Consider the following 14,297-nt stretch of genomic DNA (forward strand, 5'->3'; position numbering starts at 1 on the left):
CCCGCCCCCACGCCTGAGCAGAATTCGCCGCCTCTCAATTCGGTTGGCGGCGGGTGATCATGTTTGTATCGGGTGTGCGGTTTTCTCGGGTTTCGTTGTCGGGTGGCTTGCTGATGATGGGAGCCGTTGCCTTGCCAGCCTCTGCGACCGATTGCGTTGTGAATACGTGCCTGACCACCCCGCAAGCCAATGTTCTGGTCGACGATGGCACGACTTTCAGCGTCGGTACTGGAGGCGCGCTCAGCGACAGCTCGGTCAGCAATGGCGTGATCCGGTTACTGGAGGAGAGCCGTGCGACCGGCACCATCGTCAAGGGCACCGGCCACTTCGAGGTTCACGACGATGCCCGGGTACAGGGCACTCTCGTCGAAAATGGCGTGATGGTGGTCGCCGGTTCCGCCACAGCAATGACCACGCAAGTGCTCGACGGCGACCTGGAAGTTGCACAGAACGCGGTGGTCAGCGACACGCAACTGGACGGCGGCACGATGTATGTCTTCAACGATGCCAGCGCCAAGAATACCCGCGTGACCAACGCCGAAATGACGGTCTACATGGCCGGCCAACTGCAGCAGACCACGGTCAATCAGGGAGGCTCGGTATCGGTCCAGGACCGCGCCACGGTTCGCGACACCGTGATCAATCAAGGCGGAGTGCTCGCCAGCGTGGCGGGCACCGGCGTGTTCGACACCACCGTCAATCAGGGCGGCTTGATGGTTTTGGGTGCCGGAGCCGCCGCGAGCGACACGACGCTTAACGACGGCGCGCTGCTGCGCCTCAAGGGCGACGCAACCCTGAACGGCGCCAACCTCATTTCCGGCCGGGTCGAGTTTGCCGACCCCGCCATCAGCGGCGCATTCCACACCCTGACCACCAATGGCCCGTTGAACGGCAGTGGGACCTTCGCGATGAACACCGACCTGGCGTCGTTGCGCGGTGACCTGCTCATGGTGCAGGGGCCGATCAACGATCTGCACACGTTGGTGGTGGCCGACTCCGGTACGGCACCGTCGGGCGAACAACAAGCCCTGATGCTGGTTGATGGCAACGGCGGCAACGGCGACTTCCAGCTGTTCGGCGGCACGGTGGACGCCGGCGCCTATCGCTACTCGTTGCAGAAACAGGGCGATGACTGGTACCTGGGCAAACCGGCGGTCAGCAACCCTGATGAAAATACCGATGAGTCGCAGACTCCTCCCGTCGACGGCCAGCCTGAACCTGTGACAAAACCGGTCGAAGGGCGCCCCGAATCCGGGGTGCAACCGGTTGTGAGTCAACCACCCGCAACTCCGCAGCCGCAAGCACTGACACTCAGCAAAGGCGCGAACGCCGCTGTCGCCAGTCAGGCCGCCACCGCCGCGCTGCTCGACGCACAGAACGCCAGCACCCGGCAGCACTTTTCCGACTTGCGTTCGGACAACGATCAGGGCGGCATTTGGGCTCGGGGTTACGGCGCCGAACAAAAACTCGACTCCCGCACCAGTCGCGCTTTTCAACAGCAGGCCAACGGCGTGGAAATCGGCGCTGACAAGGCACTGCCAATGGCCAATGGCACGCTGTACGTCGGTGCGCTGTTCGGTCAGGGTCAGGGCCGCCAGGATTTCGGTGAGCGCAGCAAGGGCACGATCGACAGCACCACGTTCGGTGCCTACGCCAGCTATCAGGATCAGGGCGGGTTGTATGTCGATGGCGCACTGAAATATTCGCGGCTGGACAACGAAATCAAGATCACCAGCAACCTCGGTGAGCCGGTCAAGGCGCAATACAGCAACCATGCCGTGAGCGCAGAAACGCAGCTCGGCAAGATCATCGATCTGGGTCGGGGCTGGTTCGTCGAGCCGCAGGCCGGTTTGCAGGTGACACACATCAGCGGTGGCGACTACGTCGCCAGCAACGGGCTGGACGTGCGGCAGGATGCAATGACCTCGGTGCAGAGCCGGGTCGGCGGTCAGTTCGGTCGCGAATGGCAGCTGGACCAGGGCCTGCGGATCAAGCCATACGTGAAAGCCGCGTGGGTCACCAAGCATGCCGGCGATAGCGAAGTGACCGTCAGCGGTGCACGGCTCGACAGCCGCCTGCCGGGGTCACGGGCCGAACTGGGCGGCGGCCTGATGCTGACGGCCGCGCAGAACCACCATGCGTATGTCGAAGGCCAGTACACAAAGGGCAGCGATATCGAGCAGCCGTGGGCCGTGAATGTCGGGTATCGCTACAGTTGGTGACAGTCGGGCAAAAAAAATGGCGAACGCTTGATAACGTTCGCCATTCTTATTCAGAGCCTGCCTCAATCAGTCATCCGGCATTTCCGGCGGCTTGGCCGGTTTGGTCGGCTTCGCCGGTTTTGTCCCTTTCGCGCCCTTGGCCGGCGCCGGTTCTGCAGCGGCCGGGGCGGTGACCACGGTGGAAGTAGTTTCTTTCTCGGCGGCAGGCAGCGCATCAATCGTGTCGAAGATCTTCTTCAAATCGACCGCCGCGGTTTCCTCCCCCGAAGCCGTCAGTTTGGTCTCGCCATCCTTACCCACCAGGAAGACCTTCGGATACGCCCCCGCGCCCAACTTCAGCGAGCGCAGCAGCGCCATGGTTTGCTGCTGCTCGAGGCTTTTGCCATCGACCTGACCGCTCATGCTCAGGATGGTGTAAACCTTGATCTTGCGGTCGGCGATGCCTTGTTTGTTGGCCGGGTCGTCCAGCGCTTTTTTCAGGCTGACCCAATAAGAATCGACCGTACTGGAAGCGATCACGATCAATGGGCGGTTAATGCCCTTGTCGACGTCCAGAGGGGAATCGCCGTCGGCGGCGAACAGGGGGCCGGCAATCGCCAGCAAGAGTGTCAGGGTCAGTGACCTGATGAGCATGCGCATCTCCTTTTGATATCCACGCTCTAATGATTGCGCATCTCGGCGATTGTTCCGGGGGCTGCCCGGCAAAAGTGTTTCGCCTTGCCCAAAGCTTAGGTCAGCACCGATTTTGCGCAACCGGTCGGGCGCGATCATGTCGCGCATTTGATTACCTTTTATGACCGCATTAGGGTGGCTGTCCAACCTGTGAAATGGAGTTCAACGCGCATGCACATCGACTACCTGTGCGATCACCCCGAACTGATTGAAGAACTGGCCGAACTCAACTTCAAGGAATGGGGCCAGTACAAACCCGAAGACACCCTCGCCAGCCGCACCGAACGTATGCGCGCCGCCTGCGGCAAAGGTGCGATTCCCAGCGTGGTAGTGGCGATCGAAGACGGAAAACTGCTCGGCGGTGCGCTGCTGATCGACAGCGACATGGATGCCCGTCCGCAATTGACGCCGTGGCTGGCCGGGGTCTACGTGAAGGCCGAACAGCGTGGTCGCGGCATCGCCTCGCAACTGGTCAACCGCATCGCCGAGGAAGCTGCCGCACTGGGCGTGCCGCAGTTGTACCTGTACACCGATGCCGCGCAGTCGCTGTATGCGCGGCTGGGTTGGGAGGTGCTGGAAGAAACGGAGTACGACGGATTGCCGGTGACGGTGATGAAGCGCGCGCTCGATCAGAACGCCAGCTTGTAACCGATCAACACCAGCATCGTCGCCAGGCACGGGCGCAGCAGTTCATCGGAGACGCGGCCGGTCAGGTGGCTGCCGAGCCAGATGCCCGGCAGCGAGCCGACCAGCAGAAAGCCCAGCACGCCCCAGTCCATGTTGCCCATGCTCGCGTGGCCGAGGCCGGCGACCAGGGTCAGCGGTACGGCGTGGGCGATTTCGGTGCCGACCAGGCGGCGGGTCGGCAGCAACGGATAAAGGATGAACAGCGCGACGGTGCCGAGGGCGCCGGCGCCGATGGAGGTCAGGGCAACCATGGTGCCGAGGATCAGACCGGTGATCACGGTCATGACATTCAGGCGCGCGCCGCTGGGGTTGTAGTTGCCGCCGGCACGTTTGTGGGCGAATTCCAGCAGGCGCTTCTTGAACAGAATCGCCAGCGCCGTGGCGAACAGCACGAAGCCCAGGGCCTGCTTGATGATGGCGTTCATCGCGTCCGGTGCGGTGTGCAGGGTGCTGAGGAACCACAAGGTCATCGCCACCGCCGGGACACTGCCCAGGGTCAGCCAGCCGGTGATGGCCCAGTCGATGTTCTTGTTCTTCCTGTGGACCAGCACGCCGCTGGATTTGGTGATGGCGGCGTACAGCAGATCCGTGCCCACCGCCGTGGCCGGATTGATACCGAACCACAGCAGGATCGGCGTCATCAACGAACCGCCGCCGACACCGGTCATACCGACGATGAACCCCACGACCAGCCCGGCAATCACCAGGCCGAAATTTGCCAATTCCATTAAGACGTCCAGACAAACCACAGGAAAAATCCGGCCCGCAGGATAACCAGTTTTCTTATAACGCCCTATATCGATAGGATCTATCGTTATGCCATTTCATCAGTATCAGTGCTGTCGTCGGCCCGGTTTGAAACTGTGAGTGCTGTTCAGCCAGACCGTCGCCAGTGCGATCAGCGACAGGATCAGCAATGCCCACGGAAACGACATTGCCCCTGCCCGGTCCAGCAGCAAACCACCGAACAATCCGCCGCCGGCAATCGCCACGTTCCACGAAGTGGTGAGCATCGCTTGCACCACATCCACATGTTCTCCGGCGGAGTCCGCTGCGGCAGTCAGCAGCAACGTCGCCGAGCCACCGAACGACAGGCCCCACACCGCCATGCACGCATAAATCAGCCAAGGCGACGGCGCGACCAGTGCCAGCACCAGTGCGGTCACGGCAAACACCGCGAGGCTGATCAGCGCCAGCCCGCGCAGCCAGCGATCCACCAGCAGGCCGATAATCCAGATCCCCAGCAGCGAGCACAGACCGAAGACCAGCAGCACCAGATCGACACGTTCGCCAAGACCGGCCTGCGTCAGAAACGGCGCGATGTAGGTGTAGAGAATGTTGTGGCCGAGCATCCAGGTCAGCACCACAAACAATACCGGGCGTACGCCGGGCAAACGCAGCGACTGCATCAGCGGCAAACGCTCGGCGCGGGCCTGACCCGGACGATCCGGCACCGCGATGACGATCCACGCCGCCAGCACCAGCGCCAGTGCCGACATGATCCCGAACGAGGCGCGCCAGCCGATCACGTTGCCCAGCCAAGTGCCGGCCGGCGTGCCCAGCGACAAGGCCACCGGGGTGCCGAGCATGGCAATCGCCAAGGCCCGGCCCTGCTGATGCACCGGCACGATCCCGCGCGCGTAACCGGCCATGATCCCCCACGACAGCCCCGCCGCCATCCCGGCCAGAAACCGCGAGGCCAGGGTCAAACTGTAATGGCTGGAAAACGTGGTGATGGTGTTGAACAGCAGAAACCCGCCGACCGTCATCAGCAGCACCCGCTTGCGCCCCCAGCCACGGGTGGCGACCGTCAGCGGAATCGCCGCGACAATCGAGCCCAGCGCATACAGCGTCACCAGTTGCCCGGCCAGCACTTCGCTGACGTTCAGACCGGCGCCGATCTGTGGCAACAGACCGGCCGGCAGGGTTTCGGTGAGGATGGCGATGAAGCCGGTCATGGCAAACGCCAGCAACGCGGCGTAAGGCATTTTGTCGGTGCGGGTGGCACGTTCCAGGCTCGTGTAATCGGCGCTTGCGGGGTCGGTCATGACAGGTGCAGCTCCCTTTGAGTCAAATCGGACGAAAGATTGTATACAAACACGATCGTCCGCCACTCTAACCGACTTGGCTCACTGCACTGGCAAAAAATTCAAAAACAGCAGGCTCTGGGCGTAATTCAGGCCAATGCGCCGGTAGCGCTCGTCGAGCATCTGGGTCAGCAGATCCAGACGCGCCACGACTTTACCGAACTCCGTGGCGAAACTCAGGTTGCTGCCCTCCTCGGAAATTTCGTTGGAAAACAGCAGCGGCTGGCCTTCCTTGTTCTGCCGCTGGGCGAGGATCCACGTGGCTTTCTCGATGTTGCGCGCGGCGTTGTTGACGAAGGTCGGGTTGATCGCATCGGTCATGTAAAACTCGGTGCGATTGCCGTGAGCGGTGACCAGCATGCTGCCGATCGCATAGATGAATGCGCCGACCCGGTCGCCGAGGAACTCCGGGCTCATGGCATAGCTCAGCGCCGCCAGGTCTTTTTTGCCGCCGAGGGTCGGCAAAGGCTGTTGCTGCTCGATGGCCAGCCGCACTTGTTTGACCGCGGTCTTGACGTCGAGGAACCCGGATTTGCGCAGCTCGTCCGGGTTGCGCAGGTACAACTTGCCCATCAAGCGATAGAGGCTGTCGAGGTTGTCGCGCATCGCCAGTGTGGCCATGCGATCGACGCTGGTCTGGAGAAATTCCTGAGGCCTGCCCTCGCGCATCTGGGTGATGAAATTGTTGCCGTCCTGATGGCTGCAACCGCCGAGCAACAGCGTCGACAGGCAGGCCAGCAGCAGGCACGGGCGATGAATGAATGCAGTGATGGGGTGCAAAACTCTCGGCATGAATTCTTTGACGGACACGTTCCTGTGCGGCGGAAGTCACCGCACCCTGGCCATGGATAGAGCCGGGGATTTCGCAAAAGTGCAGTGCCGGCGTGGATTCCCGACCTTCGGCGCTAACTGCTTAAGGCATTAAGTCCGACTTTATTTTTGCATTAATCGTTTAATCCGCTATAAATTCCCATTCACCCATTAATTAGCATGACTATTTAAAGATTTTCAAAACAACAACAAAAAGGAAGGTCAACCATGCTTCAATCCCGACACTCACTCTGCGGCCTCGGACTGTCCCTGATGATCGCCACCCTCACCGCCCAGGCCGCCGGCCTGACCAGCGAACACAAAGCCTTCGGCAAGACCAATGACGGCACGCCCGTCGAGCAATACATCCTGCGCAACAGCCACGGCATGCAAGCCACGGTCATCACCTACGGCGCGACCTTGCAGGCGCTGCAGGTACCGGACAAACACGGCAAGCTCGACGACATCGTCCTCGGTTTCGACGATGTGCAGGGTTACCAGAAAGGCACCGCGTACTTCGGCGCTACCATCGGCCGCTTCGGCAATCGCCTGGCCGACGGCGCCTTCGAACTCGACGGCAAACGCTACCAGGTGCCGCAGAACGACAAGACCAACGCCTTGCATGGCGGCACTCAGGGCTTCGACAAAAAGGTCTGGAAGGCGAAGGAAACCAAGGACAAGGATTCGGTCGGTGTGACCCTGACCTATCTGTCGGCGGATGGTGAAATGGGTTTCCCCGGCAACCTCACCACCGAAGTGACCTACCGCCTCACCGACTCTAACGAGCTGCGCATCGACTACAAGGCCAGCACCGACAAACCGACGGTGCTCAACCTGACCAACCACAGCTACTTCAACCTCGCCGGCGCCGGCAACGGCGACATCCTCAAGCAAGTCGCCACCCTGCACGCCAGCCATTACACACCGGTCACCGCCAAACTGATCCCGACCGGCGAACTGGCCCCCGTGGCCGGCACGCCGATGGACTTCACCAAACCCACCGCCATCGGCCAGCACATCAAGGCCGATCACCCGCAATTGAAATTCGCTGAAGAGAAACAAGGCGGTTTCGATTTCAACTGGGCGCTGGACACCAAGGGTGACGTCAGCAAACTCGCCGCCGAAGTCAGCGACCCGCAGTCCGGTCGCCATTTGCAGCTGTACACCAATGAACCGGGCGTGCAGTTCTACACCAGCAACTTCCTCGACGGCACGGTCAAGGGCAAGGGTGGCAAGGTCTATCCGCATTGGGGCGCGTTCACCCTGGAAACCCAGCACTACCCGGACTCGCCGAACCAGCCGAACTTCCCGAGTACCCGCCTCGATCCCGGCCAGACCTACACCCAGAGCGTGGTGTTGAAGTTCTCCGCCAAGTAAGCACCTGACCTCCTTTCTGGAACCGGACGGAACCCGTGGGCTATCCTGCTGCCCACCCAAGGTATCGACCGTTTCAGAAAGGAGGTTTGAATGCGTACCCTCGAATTGGCTGGCGTGCAGGTGCCGGTGATTGGCCAGGGCACCTGGCGCATGGGCGAAGACCGCTCGGCGCACAAGCGTGAAGTCGCGGCCCTGCGCAGCGGCATCGAGCTGGGCATGACCCTGATCGACACCGCCGAAATGTACGCCGAGGGCGGTGCCGAAAGCGTGGTCGGCGAAGCCATCGCCGGCCTGCGCGATCAAGTGTTTCTGGTGAGCAAGGTCTACCCGCACAACGCCAGCCGCAAAGGCATTCCCCAGGCTTGCGAGCGCAGTCTGCGCCGGCTCGACACCGATTACATCGACCTCTATTTGCTGCATTGGCGCGGCCAGTATCCGCTGGAAGAAACCGTCGAAGCCTTCGAGCGTCTGCGCGAGGACGGCAAGATCGGTCGCTGGGGCGTGTCGAACTTCGATGTCGATGATCTTGAGGAACTGTCGAGTTCGGTCTGCGCGACCAATCAGGTGCTGTACAACCTGGAAGAACGCGGCATCGAATTCGACCTGCTGCCGTGGTGCCAGCAACAGCGCATGCCGCTAATGGCGTACTGCCCGATCGGCCAGGGCGGCGCCATGCTTGCCGAGCCGGTGCTGAAACAGATTGCCGCTCGTCACGGCGTGACCCCGGCACAGGTTTCGCTGGCGTGGATTCTGCGTCAGGATGGGGTGATTGCGATTCCCAAGGCCGTGCGCCCGGAACACGTGCAGCTCAATGCACAAGCGGCGCAGCTTCAACTTGATGCCGGGGATCTGGCGGCGCTGGACCAGGCGTTTCACGCGCCACAACGCAAGCAGCGGCTGGCCATGGTCTGAGCCACCGCCGACTGACAGAGGGCTTCGCCATGAGAAGCACTGATCAGGACGATCCATTCAACCTGCAACGCTTCGTGCTCGCTCAGGATCCGGTGTTCGAACGGGTCCAGCGCGAGCTCGGCGAGGGCCACAAGCGCAGCCACTGGATGTGGTTTGTGTTCCCGCAGTTCGCCGGGCTCGGGGGCAGCGAGATGTCGCGGCGGTTCGCGATCAGCTCGGCGCCGGAAACCCGCGCCTACCTCGACCACCCGTTGCTCGGCGCCCGGCTGCGGACTTGCACGCAGCTTGTGCTGAATGTTCAGCAGCGTTCGATTGCCGAGATTTTCGGCCATCCGGACGACCTGAAATTCCACTCATCAATGACCCTGTTCGCCCAGTTCGCGGACGACGACAGCCTCTGGCATCAGGCGCTGGAGCGTTATTTCCACGGCATTCAGGACGAATGGACCCTGCAACTGCTGGACTCAAAACAGGCCCAGTTGTCCCCCGATCAGGGTTGAGAAATCGTCGTCGACAAACGGCAGGATCGCATCCGCCACCGGTTGCAGCTGGCGGGTGATGTAGTGGTCGTAGTCGATTGCCGCGCGGCGCACTTCCAGCGGTTCGGGCCCGGCCAGGGTGATGACGTAGCTGATCCAGCCGCCGTTCTGGTACTGGCGCGGGCGACCGTGCTGCGCGTTGTAATCGTCGGCCAGCCGCGCGGCGCGCACGTGGGGCGGCACGTTGCGTTCGTAGTCGTCGAGGGTGCGGCGCAGGCGCTTGCGGTAAACCAGTCGTTCGTCGAACTCGCCGGCCAACGTCTTGCGCACGTACTCGCGCACGTATTCCTGATACGGCTTGCGCTGGAAGATCCGCTCGTACAGCTCCTGCTGGAATTGCCGGGCCAGCAGCGACCAGTCAGTGCGCACGGTTTCCAGGCCTTTGTAGACCATTTCTTCGCTGCCGTCGGCGCGGGTCACCAGACCGGCGTAGCGCTTTTTGCTGCCCTCTTCCGCGCCACGGATGGTCGGCATCAGGAAGCGCTTGTAGTGGGTTTCGAACTGCAATTCGAGGGCGCTTTCCAGCCCGTACTGCTCACGCACATGCTCGCGCCACCAGTCGTTGACGTGCGCAACCAGCGCCCGGCCAATGGTCGCCGCTTCTTCCTGACCGTGGGGGCGACGCAGCCAGACAAATGTCGAGTCGGTGTCGCCATAAATCACCGCATGCCCCTGAGCCTCGATCAGTTGCCGAGTGCGCAACATGATTTCGTGGCCGCGCAGGGTGATCGATGAAGCCAGCCGCGTATCGAAAAACCGGCAACCGCTGGAACCGAGCACACCGTAGAAGGCGTTCATGATGATCTTCAGCGCCTGGGACAACGGCGCGTTGTGTTCGCGCTTGGCGGTCTCGCGACCCTCGGCGACCCGGGCGACGATGGACGGCAGGCAATGCCGGGTGCGAGAGAAACGAGCGCCGCGAAAACCTGCCACCGAGTCGCTGTCGTCAGGATGCTGCAAGCCTTCGATCAAGCCCACCGGGTCGATCAGAAAGGTACGGATGATCGACGGATAAAGGCTCTTGTAGTCGAGCACCAGCACCGATTCGTACAGCCCCGGTTGCGAGTCCATGACAAACCCGCCGGGACTGGCCTGCGGTGGATTGGTGCCGAGGTTCGGCGCCACAAAACCCTGGCGGTGCATCAGCGGCATGTACAAATGCGTGAACGCCGCCACCGAGCCGCCGCTGCGATCCGCCGGCAGGCCGGTGACGCTGGCGCGCTCGAGCAAAAATTTCAGCAGTTCGGTCTTGGCGAAGATCCGCGTGACCAGCTCGCAGTCCTTGAGGTTGTACTTGGCGAGCGCCGGTTTGTCCTCGGCGAACATGCGGTTGATCTCGTCCATGCGCTGGTACGGATTGTCGATGGATTTGCCTTCGCCAAGCAAAGTCTGGGCGACGTTTTCCAGGCTGAACGAGGGAAAGCTCCAGGTCGCCGAACGCAGGGATTCGATGCCGTCGATGATCAACCGTCCCGCCGCTGCAGCGAAGTAGTGATTGCGGCTGCCGTGTTCGCGCCACTGCATTTCCTCGCCGCCACGCCCGAGCTTGAGCGGCACGCCGAGACGCCGGGCGTGTTCGTGAAGGATGCGCAGGTCGAACTGCACAAGATTCCAGCCGATGATGGCGTCGGGGTCGTGGCGGGCAAACCAGTCATTAAGCTTCTTGAGGATCAGGGTGCGCGATTCACAGTACTCGAGGTCGAAGTCGACAAGGCTGTCATCGCCGTTTGGTGCGCCGAGCATGTACACCTGCCGTTCGCCGCAGCCTTCCAGCGCGATGGAATACAGCTCGCCCTGCTCGGTGGTTTCGATGTCCAGCGAGACCAGCCGCAGTTGCGGACGATAGTCGGGCGCTGGCTTGAGGTGGGCGTCGAGCAGCACACCGTCGGCATCGGGCGTGCCGCTGAACCAGACCGGTGCGGTGATGAAACGCTCCATCAGGTAGCGCTCGGGTGGTCGCACGTCGGCTTCGAAGACATCGACACTGTGGCGGTTGAGCGCGGTCTCCAGACGCATCAACTGACCGTGCTGCTGGCAATACAGACCGAGCACCGGGCGATGCTCGAAATCCTGCAAGGCCAGGGGGCGCAGCTCGACGTTCTTTTCGTCCGCCAGCACCCGTTCGGCCTGCTCGCGCTGCGCCGCCGGGATGAACGCCACCGACGGCTGATGCGGCAGGCGCACACGGCGCGGCCCGGCGTCGGTCGCCAGCCAGAACTCGACTTCGGTGCCGGCCGGGGTGTCGCGCCAATGCCGGGTCAGGACGAAGCCCTGCTGTAAATCCACCACTGCAACCTCAGGAATTGATTCAGACGGGCATTCTACGCGGCATTGCCGTAACCCGTGACAAAGGCCTCGCCATGAAAAACCCGGTCAAATGACGTTTTTTGCGTGTTATCTGCCGTTTTGCGGCCTTGCCCTGCGCGCCTGCGTCTACGATGCTTGGAGAACAACGACAACACCTGAGTAACCGCCATGAAAACCGTCGCCCAGCTGCTCAAGCTCAAAGATCCGAAAAATCAGGAAGTGCACCAGATCAAACCCGATCACATGGTGCTCGAAGCGCTGATGAAAATGGCCGAGAAGAACGTCGGCGCCTTGCTCGTGGTGGAAGACGACAAAGTGGTGGGCATCATCAGCGAGCGCGATTACGCGCGCAAACTGGTGCTGCACGGGCGCTCCTCGGTGGGCACGCCGGTGCGCGACATCATGGTGGCGAACGTGATCACGGTGGACACCCACCAGACCGTCGACACTTGCCTGGGCATCATGTCCGACAAACGCCTGCGTCACTTGCCCGTGGTGGAGGACGGCAAACTGATCGGCCTGCTGTCGATCGGCGACCTGGTCAAGGAAGCGATTGCCGAACAGGCCGAGCTGATCAAACAGCTGGAGCAGTACATTCGCGGGGAATAGTTCCGGTTTGATCGTTCCCACGCTCTGCGTGGGAACGCCTCTTGTGACGCTCTGCGTCACGCTTTGGGACGCGGAGCGTCCCGGGCTGCATTCCCACGCGGAGCGTGGGAACGATCAACGATCACCATCTGATTCGATTTCTTAACCAGGCCAATGCCGCGCAAAGACCGGCGCCAGCACCGGGTGTCGGTCGATGCGCTGCAGCCACGCATGGAAACCGGGTCGGGCCTGGCGCAGGTGTTCGCGGGCACCGGCCCAGCGCGTGACCACCGCCGCCAGCACATCCAGTGCGCCCGGTGTTTCATCGTCCAGGTACAGCTCGGCCGAGAACTGATCGGCAAACACCTCCCAGCTCCAGTGCAGTCGTTCCCGCGCCCCCGCCATCAAATTCTGCCGCGAGGCCTCGTCCGGCATCACCAGCCAGCGTTCCGGGTAATCAATAATCCCGATGGCCGCATAGCAATTGCTGACGATGTACACCAGGCCCCGAATCGCCTGATCGCGGTCAGTGCCGTTGGCCGGCAGCAGGCCGGATTGCGCAAAGCTTTGCCCCAGATGAATCAGGATCGCCGCACTTTCGGTGATGACACTGCCGTTCGGCAGTTGCAGGGTCGGGATCTGTTTGAGCGGATTGAGCCGCGCCAGCTCCTGCGCCGCTTCCGCGCTGGCCTCGATATCGATGAAGCGGTAAGCCACCTGACACAGCTCGAGCGCCGCCTCGATGGCCGCCGCCCCTGAATTGCGATGTCCGTAGAGCTGATACATATCCCCTCCTCCACTGCGAAAGGCATCCTGCCTGGCCCTATTTATAGCTGTTGTATCGAATTTGGCACGGATTGCGCATTCATCGGCAGCTTGCGAATCCCTGATCTCGCAAAACAGCGCTGGCGGTGCCCATCCCGCACCAAGAGCAATCAGCGAACGCTATCCGCGTTCTTGTAAGGTGCGATACCGAACCAAAAGTTCGCGTATCCGAGCTGGCAACAAGGAGTTCACCGCGTGAATCTTCATCTGCTGCGCCACACTCTTCTCTCCGTGCCCCTGTACCTGCGCCGTGTTCGTCCTGCGAACTGTCCGTGCATTCCTTTTATTACCTGAACGCCTGCACTATTTATTTTTTAAATAGCACGCAAGAAGTCATTGCGTGCGCGCTGCATTAATGAATGCAACAACACATTGTTCGACAATAACTTCTAGACAGCACACTGCTACAACTTTCGCTGTTCGGCGTTAATCTCCGAAGCGCACCAAAACTGCACTATCAATCATTACCCCGAACGCGATTTTATTTAGACAAGAACAAGGAACAGCGCCTGTGACCCGCTAAAACACTGACCCGCACCAAATCAGTCCGCCACGCACCATCACGCGTCCTGGCCGACACGAGAACAGCCGCTCTATCTCGCTGAACAGCGCGATACCGCGCCAGGCCTGTCTCGCCTTTGAAAAAGCCCTGCAAACAGGGCCGTCGGGAGGTTATGCGCCCATGAAAACCGGCGTGCCTGATGAAACTTATATAAATGCGACATACGTATCATCCGTGAAATAACCGCTACACATTTGTTTACTGTTTGGCACAGCGGTTGCTATTGCATCAACCATGAGGGCAAGAACGATATTCGCCACTCAATTGCACACTCACTTATAAAAGAACAGCCACGGACCGGATCAATGAACCATCGAAGTCGGCATTACTGAAACAACACGCTGCACAAGCCCTGTTCAATAGATAGTTCAACTATCGGCTTCTGCACACCCGTATGAAAGTTGCGACCACTCACTCGAACAACGCTGTGTTGTTCGAACGGCACCTTATTGCCCTTCATCCACCCGAGGGAGCTTTAATGAACGATGCGGTAAAGCACAGAACGCCGCCGGGGCCAGTACCGAACGCAGCGCTTGCGTCGGTGGCGGGTCGACCCGTCTACAAGGCCAACACTTCGCAGCCCGGCGGCCTGAACAAACAGCAGATGCTGTTGCTGGTGGCGGTGTCGGCGCTGATACACGGCGGCGCCTGGTGGTTTTTCCAGCAGGCGCGGGCCGAGCCGCTGCCCACGCCACCGGAAATTCCGGAA

General features: G+C 61.2%; 12 protein-coding genes and 1 pseudogene. 7 read left to right on the forward strand and 6 right to left on the reverse strand.

Annotation, left to right across the window (positions count from 1 at the left end):
• The first annotated feature begins 158 nt into the window (after window positions 1–158).
• Window positions 159–2,222, forward strand: a complete 2,064-nt coding sequence (locus L6D82_RS11785; protein WP_236189108.1) for an autotransporter outer membrane beta-barrel domain-containing protein — start codon at window positions 159–161, stop codon at window positions 2,220–2,222.
• A 66-nt stretch (window positions 2,223–2,288) separates the two neighbouring features.
• On the opposite strand, the gene L6D82_RS11790 is transcribed toward L6D82_RS11785, so the two are convergent.
• Entirely contained in the window at window positions 2,289–2,855 is a 567-nt protein-coding gene (locus L6D82_RS11790) for a DUF4174 domain-containing protein (RefSeq protein ID WP_236189120.1), read from the reverse strand.
• Between the two features lie 210 nt (window positions 2,856–3,065).
• On the opposite strand from L6D82_RS11790, the gene L6D82_RS11795 reads away from it, so the two are divergent.
• Complete coding sequence (locus L6D82_RS11795) at window positions 3,066–3,542, forward strand: GNAT family N-acetyltransferase (RefSeq protein WP_236189110.1); 477 nt, start codon at window positions 3,066–3,068, stop codon at window positions 3,540–3,542.
• Here the strand turns inward: L6D82_RS11795 and L6D82_RS11800 are convergent.
• From L6D82_RS11800 to L6D82_RS11810, 3 genes are all read right to left on the reverse strand, one after another.
• Complete coding sequence (locus L6D82_RS11800) at window positions 3,524–4,309, reverse strand: sulfite exporter TauE/SafE family protein (RefSeq protein ID WP_011335062.1); 786 nt, start codon at window positions 4,307–4,309, stop codon at window positions 3,524–3,526. The genes L6D82_RS11795 and L6D82_RS11800 overlap by 19 nt on opposite strands.
• A 105-nt stretch (window positions 4,310–4,414) precedes the next feature.
• A complete protein-coding gene (locus L6D82_RS11805) occupies window positions 4,415–5,629 on the reverse strand; it encodes an MFS transporter (RefSeq protein WP_102717059.1) in 1,215 nt (404 codons plus the stop codon).
• Between the two features lie 81 nt (window positions 5,630–5,710).
• A complete protein-coding gene (locus tag L6D82_RS11810; protein ID WP_236189112.1) occupies window positions 5,711–6,460 on the reverse strand; it encodes a hypothetical protein in 750 nt (249 codons plus the stop codon).
• 246 nt (window positions 6,461–6,706) lie between these two features.
• On the opposite strand from L6D82_RS11810, the gene L6D82_RS11815 reads away from it, so the two are divergent.
• From L6D82_RS11815 to L6D82_RS11825, 3 genes are all read left to right on the forward strand, one after another.
• The gene (locus tag L6D82_RS11815; protein WP_236189113.1) at window positions 6,707–7,855 is read left to right on the forward strand and encodes an aldose epimerase family protein; all 1,149 of its coding nucleotides are present in this window, start codon (window positions 6,707–6,709) and stop codon (window positions 7,853–7,855) included.
• Window positions 7,856–7,945: 90 nt separating this feature from the next.
• Window positions 7,946–8,767, forward strand: coding sequence for an aldo/keto reductase (locus tag L6D82_RS11820; protein WP_102687118.1), 822 nt, complete (start codon window positions 7,946–7,948; stop codon window positions 8,765–8,767).
• A 29-nt stretch (window positions 8,768–8,796) separates the two neighbouring features.
• The gene (locus L6D82_RS11825) at window positions 8,797–9,267 is read left to right on the forward strand and encodes a DUF1810 domain-containing protein (RefSeq protein ID WP_134022301.1); all 471 of its coding nucleotides are present in this window, start codon (window positions 8,797–8,799) and stop codon (window positions 9,265–9,267) included.
• Here L6D82_RS11825 and L6D82_RS11830 read toward each other — a convergent pair.
• Window positions 9,232–11,592, reverse strand: a complete 2,361-nt coding sequence (locus tag L6D82_RS11830) for a DNA polymerase II (protein ID WP_236189114.1) — start codon at window positions 11,590–11,592, stop codon at window positions 9,232–9,234. The two genes, L6D82_RS11825 and L6D82_RS11830, sit on opposite strands and share 36 nt — an antisense overlap.
• 189 nt (window positions 11,593–11,781) lie before the next feature.
• Between L6D82_RS11830 and L6D82_RS11835 the strand changes: the two genes are divergently transcribed.
• On the forward strand, window positions 11,782–12,222 hold the full coding sequence (locus L6D82_RS11835; RefSeq protein ID WP_221533180.1) for a CBS domain-containing protein: 441 nt from the start codon (window positions 11,782–11,784) through the stop codon (window positions 12,220–12,222).
• 141 nt (window positions 12,223–12,363) lie between these two features.
• Here the strand turns inward: L6D82_RS11835 and L6D82_RS11840 are convergent, their stop codons facing one another.
• On the reverse strand, window positions 12,364–12,987 hold the full coding sequence (locus L6D82_RS11840; protein ID WP_236189115.1) for a glutathione S-transferase N-terminal domain-containing protein: 624 nt from the start codon (window positions 12,985–12,987) through the stop codon (window positions 12,364–12,366).
• Between the two features lie 1,079 nt (window positions 12,988–14,066).
• Between L6D82_RS11840 and L6D82_RS11845 the strand changes: the two are divergent.
• Window positions 14,067–14,297 (forward strand): annotated as a pseudogene (locus L6D82_RS11845) (energy transducer TonB); the annotation flags it as partial.

It is taken from the genome of Pseudomonas paraglycinae, assembly GCF_021601625.1.
Classification (GTDB): Bacteria; Pseudomonadota; Gammaproteobacteria; order Pseudomonadales; family Pseudomonadaceae; genus Aquipseudomonas; species Aquipseudomonas paraglycinae.

Excerpts from the sequence above, each read along its gene's own strand:
- L6D82_RS11815 (WP_236189113.1), top strand. The coding sequence starts at position 6,707 with ATGCTTCAATCCCGACACTCACTCTGCGGCCTCGGACTGTCCCTGATG.
- L6D82_RS11790 (WP_236189120.1), bottom strand. The coding sequence starts at position 2,855 with ATGCTCATCAGGTCACTGACCCTGACACTCTTGCTGGCGATTGCCGGC.
- L6D82_RS11810 (WP_236189112.1), bottom strand. The coding sequence starts at position 6,460 with ATGCCGAGAGTTTTGCACCCCATCACTGCATTCATTCATCGCCCGTGC.
- L6D82_RS11795 (WP_236189110.1), top strand. The coding sequence starts at position 3,066 with ATGCACATCGACTACCTGTGCGATCACCCCGAACTGATTGAAGAACTG.
- L6D82_RS11825 (WP_134022301.1), top strand. The coding sequence starts at position 8,797 with ATGAGAAGCACTGATCAGGACGATCCATTCAACCTGCAACGCTTCGTG.
- L6D82_RS11805 (WP_102717059.1), bottom strand. The coding sequence starts at position 5,629 with ATGACCGACCCCGCAAGCGCCGATTACACGAGCCTGGAACGTGCCACC.
- L6D82_RS11800 (WP_011335062.1), bottom strand. The coding sequence starts at position 4,309 with ATGGAATTGGCAAATTTCGGCCTGGTGATTGCCGGGCTGGTCGTGGGG.
- L6D82_RS11835 (WP_221533180.1), top strand. The coding sequence starts at position 11,782 with ATGAAAACCGTCGCCCAGCTGCTCAAGCTCAAAGATCCGAAAAATCAG.
- L6D82_RS11840 (WP_236189115.1), bottom strand. The coding sequence starts at position 12,987 with ATGTATCAGCTCTACGGACATCGCAATTCAGGGGCGGCGGCCATCGAG.
- L6D82_RS11820 (WP_102687118.1), top strand. The coding sequence starts at position 7,946 with ATGCGTACCCTCGAATTGGCTGGCGTGCAGGTGCCGGTGATTGGCCAG.